The organism is Klebsiella sp. S69 (genome assembly GCF_016516145.1).
Lineage (GTDB): Bacteria > Pseudomonadota > Gammaproteobacteria > Enterobacterales > Enterobacteriaceae > Klebsiella > Klebsiella oxytoca.
In genome coordinates this window covers 22,808-41,609 of record NZ_JACVUU010000004.1, presented here as the reverse complement: position 1 = coordinate 41,609, position 18,802 = coordinate 22,808, and the positions used below count along the sequence as shown (strand labels likewise).

19 protein-coding genes and 3 tRNA genes are annotated in these 18,802 nt (G+C 52.7%); 6 read left to right on the top strand and 16 right to left on the bottom strand.

What is annotated here, in order from left to right; genetic code table 11:
• Positions 1 to 4: 4 nt before the first annotated feature.
• The 4 genes from araH to IAE27_RS05560 all read right to left on the bottom strand — a co-directional run bounded on the left by araH (position 5) and on the right by IAE27_RS05560 (position 4,402).
• Positions 5 to 985: an L-arabinose ABC transporter permease AraH gene (araH, locus tag IAE27_RS05575; RefSeq protein WP_004103425.1), complete on the bottom strand. Its 981-nt coding sequence runs from the start codon at positions 983 to 985 to the stop codon at positions 5 to 7.
• A gap of 14 nt (positions 986 to 999) precedes the next feature.
• Positions 1,000 to 2,514 (bottom strand): L-arabinose ABC transporter ATP-binding protein AraG, encoded by a 1,515-nt coding sequence (gene araG, locus IAE27_RS05570; protein WP_200092120.1) that lies wholly within the window; start codon positions 2,512 to 2,514, stop codon positions 1,000 to 1,002.
• 61 nt (positions 2,515 to 2,575) lie between these two features.
• On the bottom strand, positions 2,576 to 3,556 hold the full coding sequence (locus IAE27_RS05565; protein ID WP_016808316.1) for an arabinose ABC transporter substrate-binding protein: 981 nt from the start codon (positions 3,554 to 3,556) through the stop codon (positions 2,576 to 2,578).
• A gap of 288 nt (positions 3,557 to 3,844) precedes the next feature.
• Complete coding sequence (locus tag IAE27_RS05560) at positions 3,845 to 4,402, bottom strand: DJ-1/PfpI family protein (RefSeq protein WP_154023054.1); 558 nt, start codon at positions 4,400 to 4,402, stop codon at positions 3,845 to 3,847.
• Between the two features lie 548 nt (positions 4,403 to 4,950).
• Between IAE27_RS05560 and IAE27_RS05555 the strand changes: the two genes are divergently transcribed.
• Together IAE27_RS05555 and IAE27_RS05550 are read left to right on the top strand one after the other, a co-directional pair.
• Positions 4,951 to 5,493, top strand: a complete 543-nt coding sequence (locus IAE27_RS05555; RefSeq protein ID WP_070556974.1) for a non-heme ferritin-like protein — start codon at positions 4,951 to 4,953, stop codon at positions 5,491 to 5,493.
• 283 nt (positions 5,494 to 5,776) lie between these two features.
• Entirely contained in the window at positions 5,777 to 7,288 is a 1,512-nt protein-coding gene (locus IAE27_RS05550) for an MFS transporter (RefSeq protein ID WP_024274409.1), read from the top strand.
• Positions 7,289 to 7,334: 46 nt separating this feature from the next.
• Here the strand turns inward: IAE27_RS05550 and IAE27_RS05545 are convergent, their stop codons facing one another.
• Both IAE27_RS05545 and azuC read right to left on the bottom strand, forming a co-directional pair.
• Positions 7,335 to 7,586: a DUF2766 family protein gene (locus IAE27_RS05545; protein WP_004103438.1), complete on the bottom strand. Its 252-nt coding sequence runs from the start codon at positions 7,584 to 7,586 to the stop codon at positions 7,335 to 7,337.
• 79 nt (positions 7,587 to 7,665) lie between these two features.
• Positions 7,666 to 7,749 carry a stress response protein AzuC gene (gene azuC, locus IAE27_RS05540; RefSeq protein ID WP_014229869.1) on the bottom strand — a complete coding sequence of 28 codons (84 nt, stop codon included), beginning with the start codon at positions 7,747 to 7,749 and terminating at the stop codon, positions 7,666 to 7,668.
• A 208-nt stretch (positions 7,750 to 7,957) separates the two neighbouring features.
• Here azuC and IAE27_RS05535 point away from each other — a divergent pair, with 208 nt between their 5' ends.
• Complete coding sequence (locus tag IAE27_RS05535; protein ID WP_142475223.1) at positions 7,958 to 9,379, top strand: MFS transporter; 1,422 nt, start codon at positions 7,958 to 7,960, stop codon at positions 9,377 to 9,379.
• A gap of 49 nt (positions 9,380 to 9,428) precedes the next feature.
• On the opposite strand, the gene IAE27_RS05530 is transcribed toward IAE27_RS05535, so the two are convergent.
• Positions 9,429 to 10,067 (bottom strand): RpiB/LacA/LacB family sugar-phosphate isomerase, encoded by a 639-nt coding sequence (locus IAE27_RS05530; RefSeq protein ID WP_200092118.1) that lies wholly within the window; start codon positions 10,065 to 10,067, stop codon positions 9,429 to 9,431.
• 420 nt (positions 10,068 to 10,487) lie between these two features.
• Between IAE27_RS05530 and ftnA the strand changes: the two genes are divergently transcribed.
• A complete protein-coding gene (gene ftnA, locus IAE27_RS05525; RefSeq protein WP_004113821.1) occupies positions 10,488 to 10,985 on the top strand; it encodes a non-heme ferritin in 498 nt (165 codons plus the stop codon).
• 37 nt (positions 10,986 to 11,022) lie between these two features.
• On the opposite strand, the gene IAE27_RS05520 is transcribed toward ftnA, so the two are convergent.
• The gene (locus tag IAE27_RS05520; RefSeq protein ID WP_017145627.1) at positions 11,023 to 11,262 is read right to left on the bottom strand and encodes a YecH family metal-binding protein; all 240 of its coding nucleotides are present in this window, start codon (positions 11,260 to 11,262) and stop codon (positions 11,023 to 11,025) included.
• A 195-nt stretch (positions 11,263 to 11,457) separates the two neighbouring features.
• Here IAE27_RS05520 and tyrP point away from each other — a divergent pair, with 195 nt between their 5' ends.
• A complete protein-coding gene (gene tyrP, locus IAE27_RS05515; RefSeq protein ID WP_070557032.1) occupies positions 11,458 to 12,669 on the top strand; it encodes a tyrosine transporter TyrP in 1,212 nt (403 codons plus the stop codon).
• 26 nt (positions 12,670 to 12,695) lie between these two features.
• Here the strand turns inward: tyrP and IAE27_RS05510 are convergent, their stop codons facing one another.
• From IAE27_RS05510 to uvrY, 8 genes are all read right to left on the bottom strand, one after another.
• The gene (locus IAE27_RS05510) at positions 12,696 to 13,364 is read right to left on the bottom strand and encodes a YecA family protein (protein ID WP_108704860.1); all 669 of its coding nucleotides are present in this window, start codon (positions 13,362 to 13,364) and stop codon (positions 12,696 to 12,698) included.
• A gap of 66 nt (positions 13,365 to 13,430) precedes the next feature.
• Positions 13,431 to 14,318, bottom strand: coding sequence for a dihydrodipicolinate synthase family protein (locus tag IAE27_RS05505; RefSeq protein WP_017145625.1), 888 nt, complete (start codon positions 14,316 to 14,318; stop codon positions 13,431 to 13,433).
• Between the two features lie 199 nt (positions 14,319 to 14,517).
• Positions 14,518 to 14,604: transfer RNA gene (locus tag IAE27_RS05500), tRNA-Leu, on the bottom strand.
• A 13-nt stretch (positions 14,605 to 14,617) separates the two neighbouring features.
• Positions 14,618 to 14,691 (bottom strand) — tRNA-Cys (locus IAE27_RS05495).
• Positions 14,692 to 14,729: 38 nt separating this feature from the next.
• Positions 14,730 to 14,805: transfer RNA gene (locus IAE27_RS05490), tRNA-Gly, on the bottom strand.
• A gap of 151 nt (positions 14,806 to 14,956) precedes the next feature.
• Entirely contained in the window at positions 14,957 to 15,505 is a 549-nt protein-coding gene (gene pgsA / locus IAE27_RS05485) for a CDP-diacylglycerol--glycerol-3-phosphate 3-phosphatidyltransferase (protein ID WP_004103452.1), read from the bottom strand.
• A 57-nt stretch (positions 15,506 to 15,562) separates the two neighbouring features.
• Complete coding sequence (uvrC, locus tag IAE27_RS05480; protein ID WP_200092115.1) at positions 15,563 to 17,395, bottom strand: excinuclease ABC subunit UvrC; 1,833 nt, start codon at positions 17,393 to 17,395, stop codon at positions 15,563 to 15,565.
• Positions 17,392 to 18,048, bottom strand: a complete 657-nt coding sequence (gene uvrY, locus IAE27_RS05475) for a UvrY/SirA/GacA family response regulator transcription factor (protein ID WP_004122102.1) — start codon at positions 18,046 to 18,048, stop codon at positions 17,392 to 17,394. Before uvrY ends, uvrC begins: the two co-directional genes overlap by 4 nt.
• Before the next feature lie 463 nt (positions 18,049 to 18,511).
• On the opposite strand from uvrY, the gene IAE27_RS05470 reads away from it, so the two are divergent.
• Positions 18,512 to 18,736, top strand: a complete 225-nt coding sequence (locus IAE27_RS05470) for a DUF2594 family protein (protein ID WP_004103455.1) — start codon at positions 18,512 to 18,514, stop codon at positions 18,734 to 18,736.
• Positions 18,737 to 18,802 lie beyond the last annotated feature (66 nt).

Genomic DNA, 18,802 nt, shown 5'->3' with positions numbered 1-18,802 from the left:
CGAATTAAACCGCACGCTTCGCTTTCTGTTTATAGCGGTCGAAGATCACCGCAGCCAGCAAAATCACGCCGCGCACAACGTACTGCGAGAACGGCGAAATGTTCAGCAGGTTCATCGCATTTTCCACCGTTCCCAGAATCAGGATCCCGGCTACCACGTAGGAGATCTTGCCGATCCCGCCCTTCAGCGATACGCCCCCGAGCACGCAGGCCGAAATGACAATCAGCTCATAGCCAATGGACGTCATCGGCTGACCGCTGGTCATACGGGATGCCAGGATAATGCCCGCCGCCGCGGAAACCAGCCCTGAAAGGACGAAAATAATAATTTTCGTCCGCACCACCGGAACGCCGGCCAGACGAGCCGCTTCTTCATTACCCCCTATCGCCAGCGTGTTTCGGCCAAAGGTGGTTTTATTCAGCAGCAGACCGAATACAATCAGGCAGGCAACGGTTAACCAGATAGGCGCAGGCAGACCAAACCAGTTGGCGTAGCCGAGGGTAAAAAAGCGCTCATCTTCAATCCCTACCGCTTTACCGTCGGAGATGATATAGGCAAGACCGCGGACGATCTGCATCGTGGCGAGGGTGGTAATCAGAGCATTAATCTTTAAGCGGGCAATGACAAAACCGTTGACCAGGCCGCTCACTGCGCCAAGCAGCAGACCGGCGCCGATGCCAACCCACATGCTTTCAGTCAGATTAATCACCACCGCCGTGGTCACGCCAGCGCAGGCGATAACCGAGGCGACCGACAGATCGAAATCGCCGGACGCCAGGCAAAACAGCATCCCACAGGCGACCATTCCGGACATAGAAATAGCCAACCCCAGACCTTTCATATTAATAAACGAGGCAAAATTGGGCACAAAAATTACGCAGCCAATAAACAGCACCGCGAAAACGACCAGCATGCCGAACTGATCCCAGATACGGGAGAAACTAAAAGCCGACCGGGAAGTACCTGAAGTGGTAACTGATGACATCATAGACTCCTTACTCAGGCGACTGCCTGGCTCACTTTTGGCATGGCAAGGCTCAATGCCTGCTGTTCATTGGCATGTTCATGCAGCAGCTCTCCGGCAATCTCACCCTCGCGCATCACCACGATGCGATCGGCTACGCCGAGAACTTCCGGTAAATCGCTGGAGGCAAAGACCACCGCGACGCCCGATGCCGCTAATGCGTAAATAACGTTATAGATCTCATGCTTAGCGCCCACATCAATGCCGCGCGTGGGCTCGTCAAGCAGGATGACTTTCATCTCCTCCGACAGCCAGCGGCCGAGAATCGCCTTTTGCTGATTGCCACCGGAGAGATTCATAATCAGCTGCTCTGCGCCGGGCGTTTTGATATTCAACGATTTAATATGCTGGTCGGCGTTCTGCGCTTCCCAGGCATTATTGATGACGCAGCCCGCGAGAATGTGCTTGCGGCGGGCGCTGATATTGATGTTGTCGCGAACCGAGTGAGCCGGAATAATCCCCTCTGCTTTGCGGTCTTCCGGGCAGAGCATCATCCCGGCCTGAATCGCCTGAGCCGGCTTGCGGATATCAATGGCCTCGCCGTCGATATAAACCTGACCGGCGGTTATTCTGCTGCCGCCGAACAGGCCTTTCATCAGTTCGCTGCGTCCGGCGCCAACCAGCCCAAACAGGCCGACGATTTCTCCGCTACGCACCGAAAGGCTAACGGGTTGCCGTACGCCAGGCGCCTTCACCCGATCGAGGCGCAAACGCTCTTTGCCATATTCACGGGGCTGCCAGCCGTAGATATCGCCCAGCTCGCGACCGACCATCGCCTGTACCAGAGCGTCGTGGTTAACCTCTTGCATATTGTCAAAGGTGCGCACGTAGCGACCATCTTTGAAGACCGTGATGGCGTCACTTAACGCAAAGATCTCTTCCATCCGGTGGGAAACGTAAATGATCACCCGCCCTTCCTGGCGCAGCTCGCGGATGACCCGAAACAGATTGTCGATTTCCCTGGCCGACAGTGAGCTGGTGGGCTCGTCAAAAGCGATGATTTTGGCGTTCCGCGCCAACGCCTTGGCGATCTCCACCATTTGCCACTGGCCAATCGACAAATACTTCAACGGCGTTTCCGGGTCGATATCCAGCCCCAGATGCTGCAGCTGCAGGCCGGCTTCATAATTCAGCAGCGACCGATTCACAATCCCGCCCTTGTGCGGCAATTGGCCGAGGTAGATATTTTCCGCCACGGTCATTTCCGGGATCAGATGCAGCTCCTGATAGATAATCGCCACCCCGGCATTCAGCGCCTCGGTGGTGTGGGTAAAGGTCATCTGCTGGCCTTGGATCTGTAGGCTGCCGGCAGTGGGTACGTAGTTGCCGCTGAGGATTTTGAGCAACGTGGATTTCCCGGCGCCGTTTTCTCCCATCAGGGCGTGGACCTGTCCGGCATAGCAGTCAAAGCTAATATCGGACAGCGCTTTAACGCCCGGGAATGTCATGGTGATGCCGTGGAATGAGAGATAAGGGGTAGACTGTTGCATAACGACTCCGCTTTTCTGTACAGGGCCTCTCGCGCAAGGCAAGAGGCCCGCTCAACCGGCCTTACAGCCCTTTTTTAGCCAGCTCTTCTTTAAAATTGTCGCGGGTAATCAGCACCACGTCGGTCACCGCGGTGAATTTTGGCGGTTCGACATCTTTTGTCACCCAGTTATAAAGCATCTCGCTGGTTTTATAGCCGTGAATATCCGGGCTTGGCAGCAGAGAGCCGTAGAAACCGGTGGCCTGCGCTTTAGAGAGTTCGTTCACTGCATCAACGCCATTAATACCGATACCGATAACGTCAGGCGCTTTAAAGCCCTGGCCTTCGGTGGCGCGTACGCCGCCCAGAACGGTATTGTCGTTCATGCCGACGATCAGCCAGTGTTTGACGTTCGGATGCTGAACCAGCATAGAGTTGCCGGCATCAAAGGCGCCGGGAATGTCGTTAGATTTCGTTGGCACACGGTAGATTTGTTGCTCCGGGAAACCGGCAGCTTTCAGGGCGTCCATCGATCCGCTAGTGCGACGACGGGCGGTGTCCAGCTCGTCGGAAGTGATGGCCATGACGGCGGTATCCTTCACGTCCCAGCCGCGTTTTTGCATCTCTTTATAGAGCTCCTGCCCTTGACGTGCGCCGATCTCACTGGCCGCCATCATCACCAGCGGTACGCTCTCCATCGGTTTGCCTTTGGCGTTAACGAACTGGTCATCGACGGTAATGACTTTCATATCATAGCCGCGCGCTTTGGCGACTATAGCCGCCCCGAGTTTGGGATCGGGCGTACAGATAACAAAGCCTTTGGCTCCGCTAGCCGCCAGGCTATCAATGGCGTTGAGGGTTTTCTCACCGTCGGGGACGGCAATTTTGATGACGTCGAAACCTAAATCTTTACCGGCCTTATCGGCAAATTTCCACTCTGTTTGAAACCATGGCTCTTCAGGCTGTTTGACCAGAAAACCCAGCTTAAGCGTCTCGGCCATAGCTGATTGTGACATAACTGCGGCGAGACCGATCGCCGCCAGCGCTTTAGTAAATTTGTGCATGGTAAACTCCAGCTTTAATTCGCTTTTATGTAGGGGAAATTAAGAGTTAATTTTTTTATCGGACGCAAAACAAGGCATTAGGAAAGTCTCAATCAAGACCGCCGTTGTTAAAATAGTATTAACCGGAAATTATTTCTCCATACGAGAGCGCAATCACATCGCGGAATTACAGTAATTGCGTACATAAAAACAGCGGAAAAAGACATAAAAAAAACGCTAATTGTCAGACAATTAGCGCGGGCTGTAGCAATATTCTCTATATCATCAGCAGAGTTATCCTTGTCGATATTACCAGCGGCAATAAATATGCTCCGCATGATTGCGTACCAGCACCTCATCCCCCAATAAACGAGCGGCAACGGTAAAAGAAAAATCAAAAACATGGCCTAACCCTTTACCGCTGATCAAATTACCGTCTTCCACTACGGGTTGATCAACATACTCCCCGTCCGCCACTTTCTGCCATAACTCCCCCGAACAGACGTAGCGTCGCCCCCTGAGCAGCCCATTGCCGCCGAGAACCCTTGCGGCTGCCGAACAGATCGGACAGATCAGCATTCCTGCTCTATCGTGGGCCGTAATAAACGCTACGACGTCCTGGCTGGCGGCGAGGTTGACGCTTCCCTGCGGACCGCCGGGCAGAACCACCGCGTCGTACAGCATCCCTGCGCGTTCGGCTAAAGTGCTATCCGCAACCATTGGGATATCGTGGTAGCTCACCACCGCGCGCGATTCGGCGCAGGAGAGAAGCTCCACATCCAGATGCAGACGGCGGAGGATATCAACCACCACAATCGCCTCCCCCTCTTCAAAACCCGACGCCAGCAGCACCGCAACTTTTTTCATTTCAGTCTCCTTTCGTTAGCGTGGTAGTCATAAGTCTTTTACAAAAAAACATCTTTTTTTAAATTATCATCATCTTTTCAGTTACCCAGGCGAAAAGATGAACCAGTGCAGCCTTCGCTTTGATGACGCACGATATCACAAAAAGGAATTTTGAATCGTTATTTTTAAAACACAATTTCAATAAAAAATATTAGAGATACTACCTTTTAATCAGGAAGCCAATAAAAGAGGTGTTAAATCATAAGGTTAATATAAATTACAATGTACTACAGTAAGCGATTACTATTACATTTTCAGCCTGTATAAAGTTAAATCCAGATGTTGTAACATAATGTAAATAACTACCATTGAGAGTTTTCTTAATTCAGATATAGCGCTATTCTATCTTCGTTGAGACAAGAAATTTAATTCCATGGTTCGGGCTTAAGTTCTGAATAAAATTATTCTGAGCTTTTCATCTGCTGGTTTTAATTTCGCAAACTCCCTTGGTCACAATCGCGTCTGGATATGACGCAGGCGCTTCCCGCACAGTAAATAAGGATATTGTTATGGTCGTTCCAGGAATGGTGCAAAAGCTGAATAACCAATTGAATCTTGAGTTCCATACTTCCAACTTGTATCTGCAGTTAAGCGAGTGGTGTATTCAGCAGCGGTTGAACGGTACCGCCACTTTTCTGCGTAATCGAGCGCAATCCAGCATAACGCAGATGATGCGGGTCTTTGATTTTATGAAAAGTTCCGGCGCCTGGCCCGTGGTTAAAGCAGACGAAGCCTGCAGCGCGGAATGCGCCTCTCTTGAAGACCTGTTTAGCAAAACCGTTGCTGATTATCAGCAGCGCAGCAGCATGCTTTCCGGCCTGACGGCAGAGGCGAAGGCGCAAAGCGACGAATCCACCCTACGCTTCCTCGCGCTGCTGGCGAAAGAACAGCAGCTGGATGGCATGCTGCTGGAGACCATTCTGGATGAAGTCCGCTGCGCGGACCAGGCCGGGACCAGCGAACAGCAAACCGATCGTCACCTGCTTGAACTGGTCAGCCAACAGTACGCCAGCGTCATGTCGGCAAATACCAGAGCGCGCGATAAAGCGTAAAAAGAGGCGTGTTTCTGCCTTTAATGCCCTCATCGCCCCTCAGCGAACCAATCTTTTTCGGCGCTTCGGCGCCGTTTTTATTCCTGAAAGGCATTAAAAACTTTTAACCAGATCTCATTCCCGCTCAACCGGAGGAATTAGCAGGGTATTGGTGATCTGGATCACGTTTAAAACTCTGGGTTGATAATATAAAAACAGCGTTTCAAAAATTTAAAACACGGAGTTTATTTTAATGGCAAGATATACGGCTTCAGCCTCAAACGGGCTGCAGGGAAGACCGATTTTGTTACGCCATCAGTTAGCCTACGGCGGCGGAAATTTGCTGGGAAGCGGCGCACTGGCGATCAGCGGTGCCTGGCTGCTCTATTTTTATACAACCTTCTGTGGGCTGACGCTGATCGAAGCCTCCTTTATTTTCTCCGTCGCCAGCATTATCGACGCGATTAGTAACCCGCTGATGGGCTACCTCACCGATAACTTTGGCAAAACCCGGCTCGGTAAACGCTTTGGCCGCCGTCGCTTCTTTTTATTGATAGGCATTCCGCTAATGATGTTCTACCCGCTGCTGTGGGTAGAAGGTCTCGGTTTCTGGTACTACCTGTGCACCTACGTCGTCTTTGAAATCATTTATACCTCGATTATGGTCCCCTATGAAACATTGGCGACCGAAATGACTGATGATTTCTCACTGCGTTCGAAGCTCACCGGTTATAAAGCGATATTCGGCAAACTGGCTAACTTCCTCGCGGCATTTATCCCCGGGCAGTTCATCCTGCTTTATGGCAAAGAATCCGCCACCCCGTTTTTCCTTACCGGACTGACCTACGGTGTCATTCTTATCGTGGCCATCTCCTGTTTGTGGTACTGCAGCTGGGAACGACCGCGCGAAGAGGAAAAAAGCTCGGGGGAGAAAAAGGGGCTACTCAATACGCTGCTTATGCTGGCCAAAGATATGCGCTCAACCTTTTATCTGCGCGTATTCCGTAAACACCTTGGTATGTATCTCTGCGGTTTCGGCGCCGAATGGCTGTTTGCGTCGATCTTCACTTACTTCGTCATCTTCGTGCTGCAACACGATCCGGCCATGGTGGCCGGGCTCAACAGCCTGAACTCAATTCTGCAGCTGGTATCAACGGCCCTGTTTATCGGCCTGTGCGTGAAGAAAGGCTTCAGTAAGCCGTATATTCTGGCGCTGAGCGTGGTCATCTTTGCCGTGCTGCTCTACACCTCGCTGTGGTTCTTCCACCTGCCTTCAAGTCTGGCCACCATCCTGATGTTTGGCATCACGGTGCTGTTCGGTCTCGGCACCGGCGGCGTCTACTACATTCCCTGGACTGTTTACACCTTTTTGGCTGATGTCGATGAAATTTACACCGGCCGCCGTCGCGAGGGGATCTATGCAGGCGCCATGACCTTCTCAGGTAAAATTTTGCGCTCGATTATCGTCTTTACAATGGGAGCTATCCTCAGCTTCTACGGGTTCCAGTCAAAGGCGCACACGCAGCCGGAAAGTGCGGTCACCGCGATTGCGGTGGTATTCTGTGCAGGGGTGATTTTACTGGCGCTGGCAGCCATCGTGTTCAGTAAACAGATGAAGCTCGATCGCAAGGCGCACCTGGTGGTGCTACAGGAAGTCGCGCGCATTAAAGCGGGAGGCAAAATTGCCGACATCGCGCCGGACGTTCGCCTTATCGTGGAAGATTTAGTGGGCCATCGTTATGAAGAGTGCTGGGGCAACAGCAAACTGTTCAAGAATGCGCAGGAGAACGTCATTCAAACCGCCGTGTCCCATTAATCAGCAATAACGCCCCGCTATCGCGTTGATGGCGGGGCTCACGCCGCTAGTGCGCTTCTTCCTGCGGGGTGAATTTCAGCTCAATCAGCGCGATGGCTTTTTGTACCGCCCGCAGCGTCACCGGGTCAGCCGAGGCCGGGTGGCTGGCAAAATCGATGGCTTTCAGCTGGGTAGTCATTTTTTCGCGCACCTCGACAGGGGCGATGATATCGATGACGTCGAGGATCTGCTTGATAACTAACTGGCAGGCAACAACGTCAGAGACCAGTTCGTCGTGTTCGGTAAGATGTTGAGACATTTTTCACTCCTTTTTTCAGGAGCGTAATAGTACCCTAATTCCTCGGATATAAAAAAACCTGCCGCAGCAGGTTTTTTTATCAGAACATAGCGCCAGGCGGTACGTCTTTAAAGGTTTTGCAGTAGTTTTCGAACATGCTCTTCAGAATTTTGCGCAGTTTCATGGTTGGCTCCATTTTTGTTATGCAGGTGTTAATATCTACAGGGCTATAATATGACTTGCATCACAAAAATCAATCTCAATGTGCGATAAATCACGTTTTATTTACAAAATAAATTTAAACATTCAACAAAAGTGAGTTATTTCGGATAGTTAAGAGCTGCGGGCTCCAGGTGAATCCGGGATCGCTTAGCAATGGCAGCGATACAACGATGAGTACAAACATCTCTTCCAGGGACGACCGCTCTTTTTCAGCACCTGCTCTGCTGGTGGCCGGCGCGTTTTTTATGGAGTTCCTCGACGGCACAGTCATCGCCACCGCCCTGCCCGACATGGCGAAAGACTTCGGCGTAACGGCAGTGGATCTCAACATTGGAATTAGCGCCTACCTTATTACCCTTGCGGTGCTGATACCCGCCAGCGGCTGGATCGCCGATCGCTTCGGCGCGCGGAAAATCTTTAGCCTGGCGCTGGCGATTTTTACCCTCGCCTCGGTGTTTTGCGGGTTGTCGACCAATGTCGATGTGTTTGTCGCCATGCGTATTCTTCAGGGAATTGGCGGCGCGCTGATGGTGCCCGTGGGCCGCCTGGCGGTGTTGCGCACCACACCGAAGCATCAGCTGATTAAAGCGATTGCCACTCTGACCTGGCCGGCGCTGGTGGCGCCTATTATTGGCCCACCGTTGGGCGGATTTATCACCAGCTACGCCAGCTGGCACTGGATCTTCTTTATTAACGTGCCGCTTGGGCTTGTGGCGATTGCCCTGGCGCTGCGCATCATCCCGGATATTCGGGAAGAAGAGCGCCGCCCGTTCGATCTTTCCGGTTTTCTTGCGACCTCGGTGGCGATGGTTAGCCTGGTCGCCGCCATGGAGCTTCTCGGCGATCGTCAGCCTCTGGGCTGGCAGACCCTGGCGCTGCTGGCGTTAGGCCTGGGCTGCATGCTTTTCTCGTTACGGCACTTCCGCCGCGCTGAATGGCCGATGGTGCGCCTTGATGCGCTGGAGATCCCCACCTTCAGGGTCACCATGTACGGCGGTTCGCTGTTCCGCTCCTCCATCAGCGCCGTTCCGTTTCTGCTGCCGCTGCTTTTCCAGGTCGGCTTCGGCATGGATCCCTTCCACTCGGGGCTGCTGGTGCTGGCGGTGTTCGTCGGCAACTTCACCATCAAGCCCCTTACAACGCCGCTGATTCGCTGGCTGGGTTTTCGCCGTCTGCTGCTGATCAATGGCGCATTAAACGTATTATCGCTGCTGGCCTGCGCTTTTTTAACCCCGGATACGCCGGTTTGGCTCATCTTTGTAATTCTCTATCTCGGCGGGGTCTTCCGATCGATTCAATTTACCGGCATCAGCACCCTCGCTTTTGCCGATGTTCCTTCCGGACAAATGAGCTATGCCAATACGCTGTTCAGCACCGCATCCCAGCTGGCCGTTGGACTTGGGATAACGCTTGGAGCGATAGGTATTCGTATTGGGGAAGAGTTCAGTGAATGGCTTACGCTTTCTCACCTTCCGGGCATCAGCTTCCGCCTGTCGTTTATCTTTATTGCGCTGATTTGCCTGGTCGGCATGATTGATACTCTGCATCTGACAAAAGATGCGGGTAGCAGCGTGTCGAACAAAAAGAAATAGATAACGAAAAGGCCAGCAGCGCTGGCCTTGCATAGGATGTGTTAATCGATTAACCGATGATCTGGCGAACGAACGCTTCGATCTCTTTATCCTGGCAGTTCTCAAAGAAACACTGCTGGAAGCGAGGGCCGGAAACGGCAGTTTTCACCAGCTCCGGATCGATCGCACGCAGCGTATCCAGATAGTTTTCCTTAACCACCGCGGCTTTGACCGCGTTCAGGATGCCGGCGTTACGCACCTGAGGCTCTTTACGCTCCGGCGGATAGCCTTCGCCTTTGCGGCCGGTGAAGGCTTTTTCAAAGATAAAGCGTACGTTCAGCTCTGCACCCCAGCCAAATCCTTTCGCAAACGGCAGAGACAGCGCGTTACCGTTATTGATCTGCGCAAACAGGAAGGCGTCCGCAGGGTCGATGCAGTAGCCACAAACGACGCCTGGATGAATATTTAACGACATTAGCGCGCCCTGACCGGTGCCGCAGCCGGTAACCACAAAGTCGACCGCCTTCGAATTCAGCAGGATGCTGGCCATAATGCCCAGATGGATATAGGTCAGGTGATGGTCGTTTTCATCGCTCATCCCGACGTTGTAAACCGGGAAGCCCCTCTCGTCAGCAACGGCGTTTAATTCATTGAGGATGATGGCGTTTTTGTTCGCCTGGCTGTTTTCCATCATCAGTGCGATTTTCATGCTTTACTCTCCTGAATGCTGTGCGGGTTTTCCCGCGATAGTTCGTTAGCGTTGCTATGAACAATACTACCTTACGAACATACTTTCAAATTTTATGAAAAGTTGTTTTATAAATTGCATCTCGCCTCACACTTTTGCCTTCCATCCTGCCAGGACGCCGTCTCATCCTGAGGCAAGTCGCGTCATCTCAGGCCAGGCCTGTGTGCGGGGGATCGGATTAACACGGCGAAATTTGGCCCAACGGCGAAGTGAACGAAATAAGGAATTAAAACCATTCTCATTATTTTAAAAGTGCCAATGCGTGTTATTCCCATTTGCATTATTAATAAATGAATTTATTAATTTACTTTTTGCAAATAAATTAATAACAAATTATAGTGTGCGCCCTAAAACTTATTTCTTTTTTCCCGGAGCAGCCAGATGCTAAAAACTGAAATGATCGACAAGCTTAATGCGCAGATGAATCTTGAACTTTATTCCTCTCTGCTTTATCAGCAAATGAGCGCCTGGTGTAGTTACCACAGCTTTGAAGGCGCGGCGGCGTTTCTTCGTCGCCACGCGCAGGAAGAGATGACCCATATGCAGCGCCTGTTCGACTACCTGACCGATACCGGTAGTCTGCCCTGCATCACGGCTATCGCGTCGCCGTTTGCTGAGTATGCCTCTCTTGACGAGCTATTCCGTGCGACCTACGAACATGAACAGTTAATTACGCAAAAAATTAATGAACTGGCACATGCGGCAATGACCAGTCAGGATTATCCGACGTTTAATTTCCTGCAGTGGTACGTTGCTGAACAGCACGAAGAAGAGAAGCTGTTTAAATCGGTTATTGATAAATTAACCCTGGCAGGTAAAAGCGGCGAAGGTCTGTACTTTATTGATAAAGAGCTGGCAACGCTCGACACGCAAAATTAATTAGGCCGGCAGCGAGGCTCCAGCGCCCGCTGCCGTATTAATGGCGGCAAATTTTACTTTCGTGCGTATTAAACCCTTCTTCAGCGGCAATAAACTTGCCTTTTTTCTGTAAAAACGCCACCAGTTCCGCCGCACTCAGATTTTCCGCCGAGCAGGTGTGAAATCGGGCTTCTTTACCGAAACGCGCGACGATCGCCGCTTCAAGCGTCGCCACGGTGTAAGTTTCGCCTGAGGCGATCATCATTTGCAGCACTTCGTGACCATGAATCGATTGCATATTCTCTCCCGTAAAGCCCGCAGAATATACCAGCCCGGGCGGCGAATTCTTGCGCCAGCGCAGCTTTGAAGCAAACCCTCTGCTACTGTAAAGTTCTCATTACAACGCCTGTAACCCTCATTTGACGAAGCGACTGATTTCACATACTCTGCGCGGCATAATGAATTGTGAATGCCGTAATGGATAGTGAAAAGCGTGAAGAACCGCACTCTGGGTAGTATTTTAATCGTCGCCGGCACCACCATCGGCGCAGGGATGTTAGCCATGCCGTTGGCATCGGCGGGCGTAGGTTTCGGCGTGACGTTAGCTTTGCTGATAACGCTTTGGGCGCTAATGTGTTATACCGCTTTGCTGCTGCTGGAAGTCTATCAGCACGTGCCGGCCGACATGGGTCTGGGTTCGCTGGCGGCACGTTATCTGGGCCGATACGGGCAATGGGCAACCGGCTTTTGCATGCTGTTTCTGCTTTACGCGCTCACGGCAGCCTATATCAGCGGCGCCGGCGAACTGCTGGCCTCAAGCCTCAATCAGTGGCTGGACTGGACGCTGCCTCCTGCGGCAGGCGTTCTGATCTTTACCGCTATCGGTGGGACGGTCGTCTGCATCGGGACTTCGCTGGTCGATCTTTTTAACCGCTTTTTATTCAGCGCAAAGATTATTTTCCTCGCCATCATGCTCGCGCTTCTGCTGCCGCACGTTCACCAGATAAACCTGCTGACTCTGCCGCTACAGCAGGGGCTGGCGCTGTCGGCCATTCCGGTGATTTTTACTTCCTTTGGTTTTCACGGCAGCATACCCAGTATTGTGAGCTACCTGGGCGGCGATATTCGCAAGCTGCGCCGGGTATTTATCATCGGAAGCTTTATTCCTCTGGTCGCCTATATTTTCTGGCAGCTGGCGACGCTGGGCAGCATTGACTCTCCTGCGTTTACCGCGCTGCTGGCGCAGAATGCCGGGCTCAATGGCCTGCTGGAGGCCATCCGTGAAGTGGTGGCATCGTCGCACGTTGAGCTGGCGGTCCATCTGTTCGCCGACCTGGCGCTGGCGACATCATTTCTCGGGGTGGCGCTTGGGTTGTTCGACTATCTGGCCGATCTGTTTCAACGCCAGAACAGCGCCGGTGGACGGCTACAGAGCGGTCTGATTACCTTTTTGCCTCCGCTGGCCTTCGCGCTATTTTATCCGCGTGGCTTCGTGATGGCGTTAGGCTATGCGGGCGTTGCGCTGGCCGTGCTCGCGCTCATGCTGCCTTCGCTGCTGGTAATGAAGAGCCGCCAACAGCACCCTGATGCCCCGTGGCGGGTCGCAGGCGGTTCAGCGGCGCTGTGGCTTGTCCTGCTCTGCGGGATCGCTATCGTAGTGATTCAGTTTGCGATAGTCGCAGGATTACTGCCGGCGGTGGGATAAAAAAGGGGCCAATTCGGCCCCTGATGTTATTTCGTTAAACAGCACTGCTTATATTTCTTACCGCTGCCGCACGGGCAAGGATCGTTGCGCCCAACCTTGTTCTCATTCCTGATGGGCTGCTGAACTTGTGCGGGCTGAGCGTGTTCAGTCCAGTAGTTGTAAAGTGCCAGGGCCGCAGGACGAATTCGCTCAACGCTGGCGATAAACTCTTCCGCGGATAGTTCATCCAGCGCCTCGAAGCGCTCTTCGGTACCGTGCAGAGCGATGGCGTCCAGATCTGCCTGCAGCTCGGCAGGCAGAGCTGACCAGTCGCTTAATCCCACGCCGCGCATATAGCCAAAGCACCACTCCTCAACAATGGTGAGCTCCTGCCCCTCCTCTTCCCGGCTGCCGAACATCGGTTCGAACTGATCGGGATAGTCGCTTAAACGCTCGGCAATATCGCTCATATGCTGCAACGTCAGGTTGACGAAGCGATCCCGCTCGCGATCGTTGGCCCAGCGCGGCACATTATCCGCTCCGCCCCAGATAGCAATCAGCCACTGCGCGGGCTCAATCTCGGTCGGCCCGGAGAGTATGGCCGTCAGTAGGCCATCCAGTTCAGCAACATCCATGATGGTGCCTTCTACCGCGTATTTCGACAGGATATCATCCAGCCACTCCACTTCGCTTTCGTTCAGGGGTCCAGTTTTCATAAACAGGCTCATCGTCGTAAAAAATGGCGCTTACAGTAGCGGAAATAGCGAAAGAAAACTACCCGGCTACAGGAGCTTCAGCGTGCGAAGTGTTTCCGCAATTTCGCTAAAGGCATCCGACGAAAGCGGGAGCAGCGGTCGCGGTAAGCAATCCTCCCCGCACAGCCCGAGGATACTTGCCGCTGCGGCGGTCACTCGCAGGCTGCCACCATATTTACTGAATAACATCCACAGCGGCGCGAGCCTGGCGCTGATTGCCGTCGCCTGCTCAGCGTCCCCTCGCGCTGCCGCCGCGGTTAACTCTTTGGCGACCTGCGGGAAAAGGCCGCCGCACACCGAATACCAGACTTCGCAGCCGGCATTCAGGCCATCGGCCGCGCAGGCGTCCCCGCTAATGCCAATACTCACCCCTGCCGGTAGCTGGCGCCGCAGGCTCTGAATCCGGCGGACGGTTTCATTTTTCGCGGGGCCGGGGATTTTAATTGAGGCGATCCCGGGTAACGCGGCGATCGCGCCTTTAAGTTCATCCGAAGTCGTCACATGCGTGGTAACGGGATTGTCGTAAACGCAGACGGGGACGGAGACCTGTTGGGTGACGGTCTGGTAAAAAGTCAAAATCTCCTCGTCTGTCAGGGGTTGATAAGCCATTACTGGCAGAAGCAGCGCGCTGGCGCCTGCCATCTGCGCGTCTTCAGCCAGACGGAGAACCTGATCGGTCCCCAGCGCCCCTATGCCGACCATCAACGGAATGGGTCCGGCATGCGATTTTGCCTGGCGCACCACCTGCATTCTCTGCTCACGGCTAAGCCAGGCATAGCTTCCGGTGGAGCCAAGTACGCCGAGGGAATCGACCTCAGATTCGACGAGACGAGTGACTATTCGGGCAAATGCCGTTTCATCAACGCCATGTGGATGTAACGGAGTCAGAGGAAAAGCGCAGAGGCCAGTGAACATTTCATCCCCACTTATTGAGATAATGATTGAGTGCTGGCAGATAATAGCAACAGAAAAGTATTTTGTCCTATGACAAAATGTACCCGACGATCGAGAAGTAGCGCTGAAGCGGTTTTTTATAAGGGACAAAAACAAAAAAACCACCCGTAGGTGGTTTCACGACACTGCTTATTGCTTTGATTATTCTGCTTTATCCCAATGGTACCCGGAGCGGGACTTGAACCCGCACAGCGCGAACGCCGAGGGATTTTAAATCCCTTGTGTCTACCGATTCCACCATCCGGGCTCGGGATAGAAATTGGAGGCGCGTTCCGGAGTCGAACCGGACTAGACGGATTTGCAATCCGCTACATAACCGCTTTGCTAACGCGCCTTAATGCTTTAACACCCGCAACTGCCGATGTCTTAAACTGGAGCGGGAAACGAGACTCGAACTCGCGACCCCGACCTTGGCAAGGTCGTGCTCTACCAACTGAGCTATTCCCGCATCATCAAGCTAATTTGCTAATTAGTTGATTTTGTTATCGTCTGCCAGACTGTGCTGCCGTTCGATGCGATGCATTCTACTTACCTGGCGCAATGAGTCAACGATATTTTTCAAAACCTTGTGTTGTTTGCTGAAAATTGCGCCGAAACGATCACTGATCAAGCAAATCCCCGCGCGCGGCGTTCAGATATTGCAGCATCGACCACAGCGTCAGCACCGCCGCCACGAGGAATAGCCCTATCCCCGCCCATTCAACCCAGATATTTGGCCGCCACAGCATCCACACCAGCGCCGCCATCTGGGCCGTGGTTTTTACTTTACCAATCCATGATACCGCTACGCTGCTGCGCTTACCCAGTTCAGCCATCCACTCGCGCAGCGCGGAGATGATGATTTCGCGCGCGATCATCGTAGCGGCCGGTAACGTTACCCACCAGGTATGATAATGCTCGGCCACCAGCACCATCGCAATCGCTACCATGACTTTGTCCGCAACCGGATCGAGGAAAGCGCCGAAACGAGTGCTCTGATTCCAGCGACGCGCCAGGTAGCCATCAAACCAGTCGGTCACCGCCGCGACGAAGAAAATCAGGGCGCAGGCAAAAGGAGCCCAGCTAAACGGGAGATAAAACGCCAGTACAAAGAATGGAATAAGAATGACGCGAAACAGAGTAAGCAACGTAGGGATATTAAATTGCATGGTAACGGGTAACTATCTGTTGTAAGTAAAAATTAGCCCTATGTTGCTACAGAGCCCCTAATGTTTCAACGAGTAGAAGATCTTTTCTGCCAGACCGTGAGATATACCCGGTACTTTCGCAATCTCTTCGACGCTGGCCTTCTGCAGTCCCTGCAGACCACCCATATATTTCAGCAGCATCTGTCGGCGTTTTGGCCCCACCCCTTCGATGGTTTCCAGCGTGCTGGTGCTTTTTACTTTTGCCCGTTTTTTACGGTGGCCGGTAATGGCGTGATCGTGCGACTCGTCGCGAATATGCTGTATGACATGCAGCGCGGGGGAATCCGGCGGCAGGCTAAAGCCCTCGCCTTCCGGTTCGAAAAACAACGTCTCCAGGCCCGCTTTGCGATCGCTGCCTTTTGCCACGCCTAATAACAGCGGATGACTTTTATCCCACGGCACGTCCAGCTCGGCAAAGACCGTTTTCGCCTGGCCAAGCTGGCCTTTACCGCCGTCGATCAGGATGACATCGGGGATCTTACTCTCTTCTATTGCCTTGCCGTAGCGACGACGAAGTACCTGATTCATCGCCGCATAATCGTCCCCGGGCGTGATGCCAGTGATATTGTAGCGGCGATATTCCGCACGCAGCGGTCCGTTGCTATCGAAAACCACGCACGACGCGACGGTCTGTTCGCCCATCGTATGGCTGATATCAAAACATTCCATCCGATTGACGGCGGGGAGTTTGAGTAGCGTCGCGAGCGCCTGCAGGCGCTGAGTTATCGTTGAATGCTGAGAAAGCCTGGTGGTCAGCGCCGTCGCGGCGTTAGTCCGCGCCAGTTTCAGATAGCGGGCGCGATCGCCGCGAGGTTTGGTCTGTACGTTAACCCGGTGTCCGGCCAGTTCTGAGAGCGAATCTGCCAGCAGGGTTTTGTCGCCGAGGTTGAAATCCAGCAGGATCTCGCTTGGCAGCGTCCGCATCTGGCTGCCCTGTAAATAGAACTGCCCGACAAACGTTTCCACCACTTCACCCAGTTCGGTACCATTCGGCACTTTGGGGAAATAGCTGCGGCTGCCAAGGACTTTCCCCTGGCGTATAAACAGCACGTGGACGCATGCCATTCCGGCATCAAACGACACGCCGATAACATCGAGATCGTCCCCGGTATTGGAGACGAACTGCTTCTCCGTTACCCGACGGACGGCTTGAATCTGGTCGCGGATCCGCGCAGCCTCTTCAAACTCCAGCGCCTGGCTGGCTTTTTCCATGCGGGCAATCAGCTGAGTCAGTACCTGATCGTCTTTACCCGCCAGGAACAGGCGTACGTAGTCGACCTGCTGAGCATACTCTTCCTCACTCACCAGCCCGGCAACGCAAGGCCCGAGACAACGGCCAATTTGGTACTGCAGGCACGGCCGCGAGCGGTTGCGATAAACGCTGTTTTCGCACTGGCGGACAGGAAAGATCTTTTGCAGCAGCGCTAACGTCTCGCGAACGGCGTAGCCGTTGGGGAACGGACCGAAATATTCGCCTTTCGCATGCTTGGCTCCACGATGCGTCGCCAGGCGGGGATGCGTATCGCCGCTAAGAAAAATAAAGGGGTAGGATTTATCATCGCGCAGCAGCACGTTATAGCGCGGCTGATAAAGCTTAATATAGTTATGCTCAAGCAGCAGCGCTTCCGTTTCGGTGTGGGTCACGGTAACGTCAATCTGGGCAATAAGCGCCACCAGCGCTTCGGTTTTACGCGAAGCCAGGTTGCTGCGAAAATAGCTGCTAAGCCGCTTTTTCAGATCTTTTGCTTTGCCTACATAGATAACAGTACCGCCAGCATCATACATACGATAGACGCCCGGCTGGCTGGTTACGGTTTTCAGGAAAGCTTTTGCATCAAAAACATCACTCACTGACTTGCTAACGACTCCGCATTGCACAGGCCATGGCGAATTGCCAGGTGCGTCAGCTCCACATCGCCGTGAATGTTCAATTTACTGAACATGCGATAGCGGTAGCTGTTCACGGTCTTGGGACTCAGATTTAACTGCTCTGATATCTCGTTGACCTTCTGACCTTTAGTAATCATTAGCATAATCTGCAATTCTCGCTCAGACAAACTGGCAAACGGCGATTCGGCCTTTTCCGGTTCAATCTGGCTGAGCGCCATCTGCTGAGCGATATCGGATGCGATATAACGCTGACCCGAAGCCACGCAGCGAATCGCATTGACTACCTCCTGCGGCGCAGCGCCTTTACTGAGGTAGCCAGCGGCGCCGGCCTGCATGACTTTCGCCGGCAGCGGATTTTCCGTATGCACGGTCAGCATAATCACTTTGGCATCAGCAACGGAACGGGCAATTTTTCGCGTAGCCTCAAGGCCGCCGATTCCCGGCATGTTCATATCCATCAGGACTACATCAACGGGATTTGCGCGGCACCATTTCACGGCATCCTCACCGCAGCAGGCCTCGCCGGCAACTTTAATCCCTTTTATATCTTCCAGAATGCGTCGTATCCCTGCGCGCACTAGTTCGTGGTCATCAACAAGAAGGACGTTGATCAAAGGAATATTCTCCAGAATTAGGGATAACGCCACTGATAGCTTATCTCCTACATATTACCGGGTTTTAGCGTAACTTTAAAAGTCAAAAAATGTCCTGGAAAAGATTTCTTAGACAATTATGGAAATCTGCCTGCACACCTGCTGGAAAGCCATACTTAACATAGAGTTGCGAAACGGTTGTTTTTTAACATTCATCACACAGATTACGTTAAAACACAACACTCTGCGTAGATGAGAAATACGCGCCTGAATATGTAACAAATATTAACAGTGAAACGGCGTCATGGAAAAAATTAAGCTGCTTACCTCTCATGATTACGTATTATTCAGCCAATTAAAACATTCACCATTCAAATGAGAGAACGAAAATCAAGCACTCCTTTTTTTTCCTTTGCTTGTGGTATACTGCGCCGCCTTCACTTTTAGACATGCGCATTTGCGCAGAAAGCAAACGAGGATATCGATGAGCACACCAGATTTTTCCACTGCGGAAAATAATCAAGAACTGGCACAGGAAGTTTCGTGCCTGAAAGCGATGATGACGCTGATGCTGCAGGCCATGGGTCAGGCGGATGCAGGCCGAGTGATTATTAAAATGGAAAAGCAAATTGCGCAGATGGAAGATGTGGCTCAGGCTGCCGTATTCTCCAGCACCGTTAAGCAAATTAAGCAGGCATATCGTCAGTAATGATTCACCGGCTGAAGGTATGACTAACAGCCGGTCTTACGTCTGGCACGCAGAACAACCTATAAG

Excerpts from the sequence above, each read along its gene's own strand:
- IAE27_RS05560 (WP_154023054.1), bottom strand. The coding sequence starts at position 4,402 with ATGAAAAAAGTTGCGGTGCTGCTGGCGTCGGGTTTTGAAGAGGGGGAG.
- IAE27_RS05565 (WP_016808316.1), bottom strand. The coding sequence starts at position 3,556 with ATGCACAAATTTACTAAAGCGCTGGCGGCGATCGGTCTCGCCGCAGTT.
- araG (WP_200092120.1), bottom strand. The coding sequence starts at position 2,514 with ATGCAACAGTCTACCCCTTATCTCTCATTCCACGGCATCACCATGACA.
- IAE27_RS05545 (WP_004103438.1), bottom strand. The coding sequence starts at position 7,586 with ATGTCTCAACATCTTACCGAACACGACGAACTGGTCTCTGACGTTGTT.
- azuC (WP_014229869.1), bottom strand. The coding sequence starts at position 7,749 with ATGAAACTGCGCAAAATTCTGAAGAGCATGTTCGAAAACTACTGCAAA.
- IAE27_RS05530 (WP_200092118.1), bottom strand. The coding sequence starts at position 10,067 with ATGAAAATCGCACTGATGATGGAAAACAGCCAGGCGAACAAAAACGCC.
- araH (WP_004103425.1), bottom strand. The coding sequence starts at position 985 with ATGTCATCAGTTACCACTTCAGGTACTTCCCGGTCGGCTTTTAGTTTC.
- IAE27_RS05520 (WP_017145627.1), bottom strand. The coding sequence starts at position 11,262 with ATGCAATCGATTCATGGTCACGAAGTGCTGCAAATGATGATCGCCTCA.
- IAE27_RS05470 (WP_004103455.1), top strand. The coding sequence starts at position 18,512 with ATGAGCACACCAGATTTTTCCACTGCGGAAAATAATCAAGAACTGGCA.
- IAE27_RS05555 (WP_070556974.1), top strand. The coding sequence starts at position 4,951 with ATGGTCGTTCCAGGAATGGTGCAAAAGCTGAATAACCAATTGAATCTT.
- IAE27_RS05505 (WP_017145625.1), bottom strand. The coding sequence starts at position 14,318 with ATGTTCACTGGCCTCTGCGCTTTTCCTCTGACTCCGTTACATCCACAT.
- ftnA (WP_004113821.1), top strand. The coding sequence starts at position 10,488 with ATGCTAAAAACTGAAATGATCGACAAGCTTAATGCGCAGATGAATCTT.
- pgsA (WP_004103452.1), bottom strand. The coding sequence starts at position 15,505 with ATGCAATTTAATATCCCTACGTTGCTTACTCTGTTTCGCGTCATTCTT.
- IAE27_RS05535 (WP_142475223.1), top strand. The coding sequence starts at position 7,958 with ATGAGTACAAACATCTCTTCCAGGGACGACCGCTCTTTTTCAGCACCT.
- IAE27_RS05510 (WP_108704860.1), bottom strand. The coding sequence starts at position 13,364 with ATGAAAACTGGACCCCTGAACGAAAGCGAAGTGGAGTGGCTGGATGAT.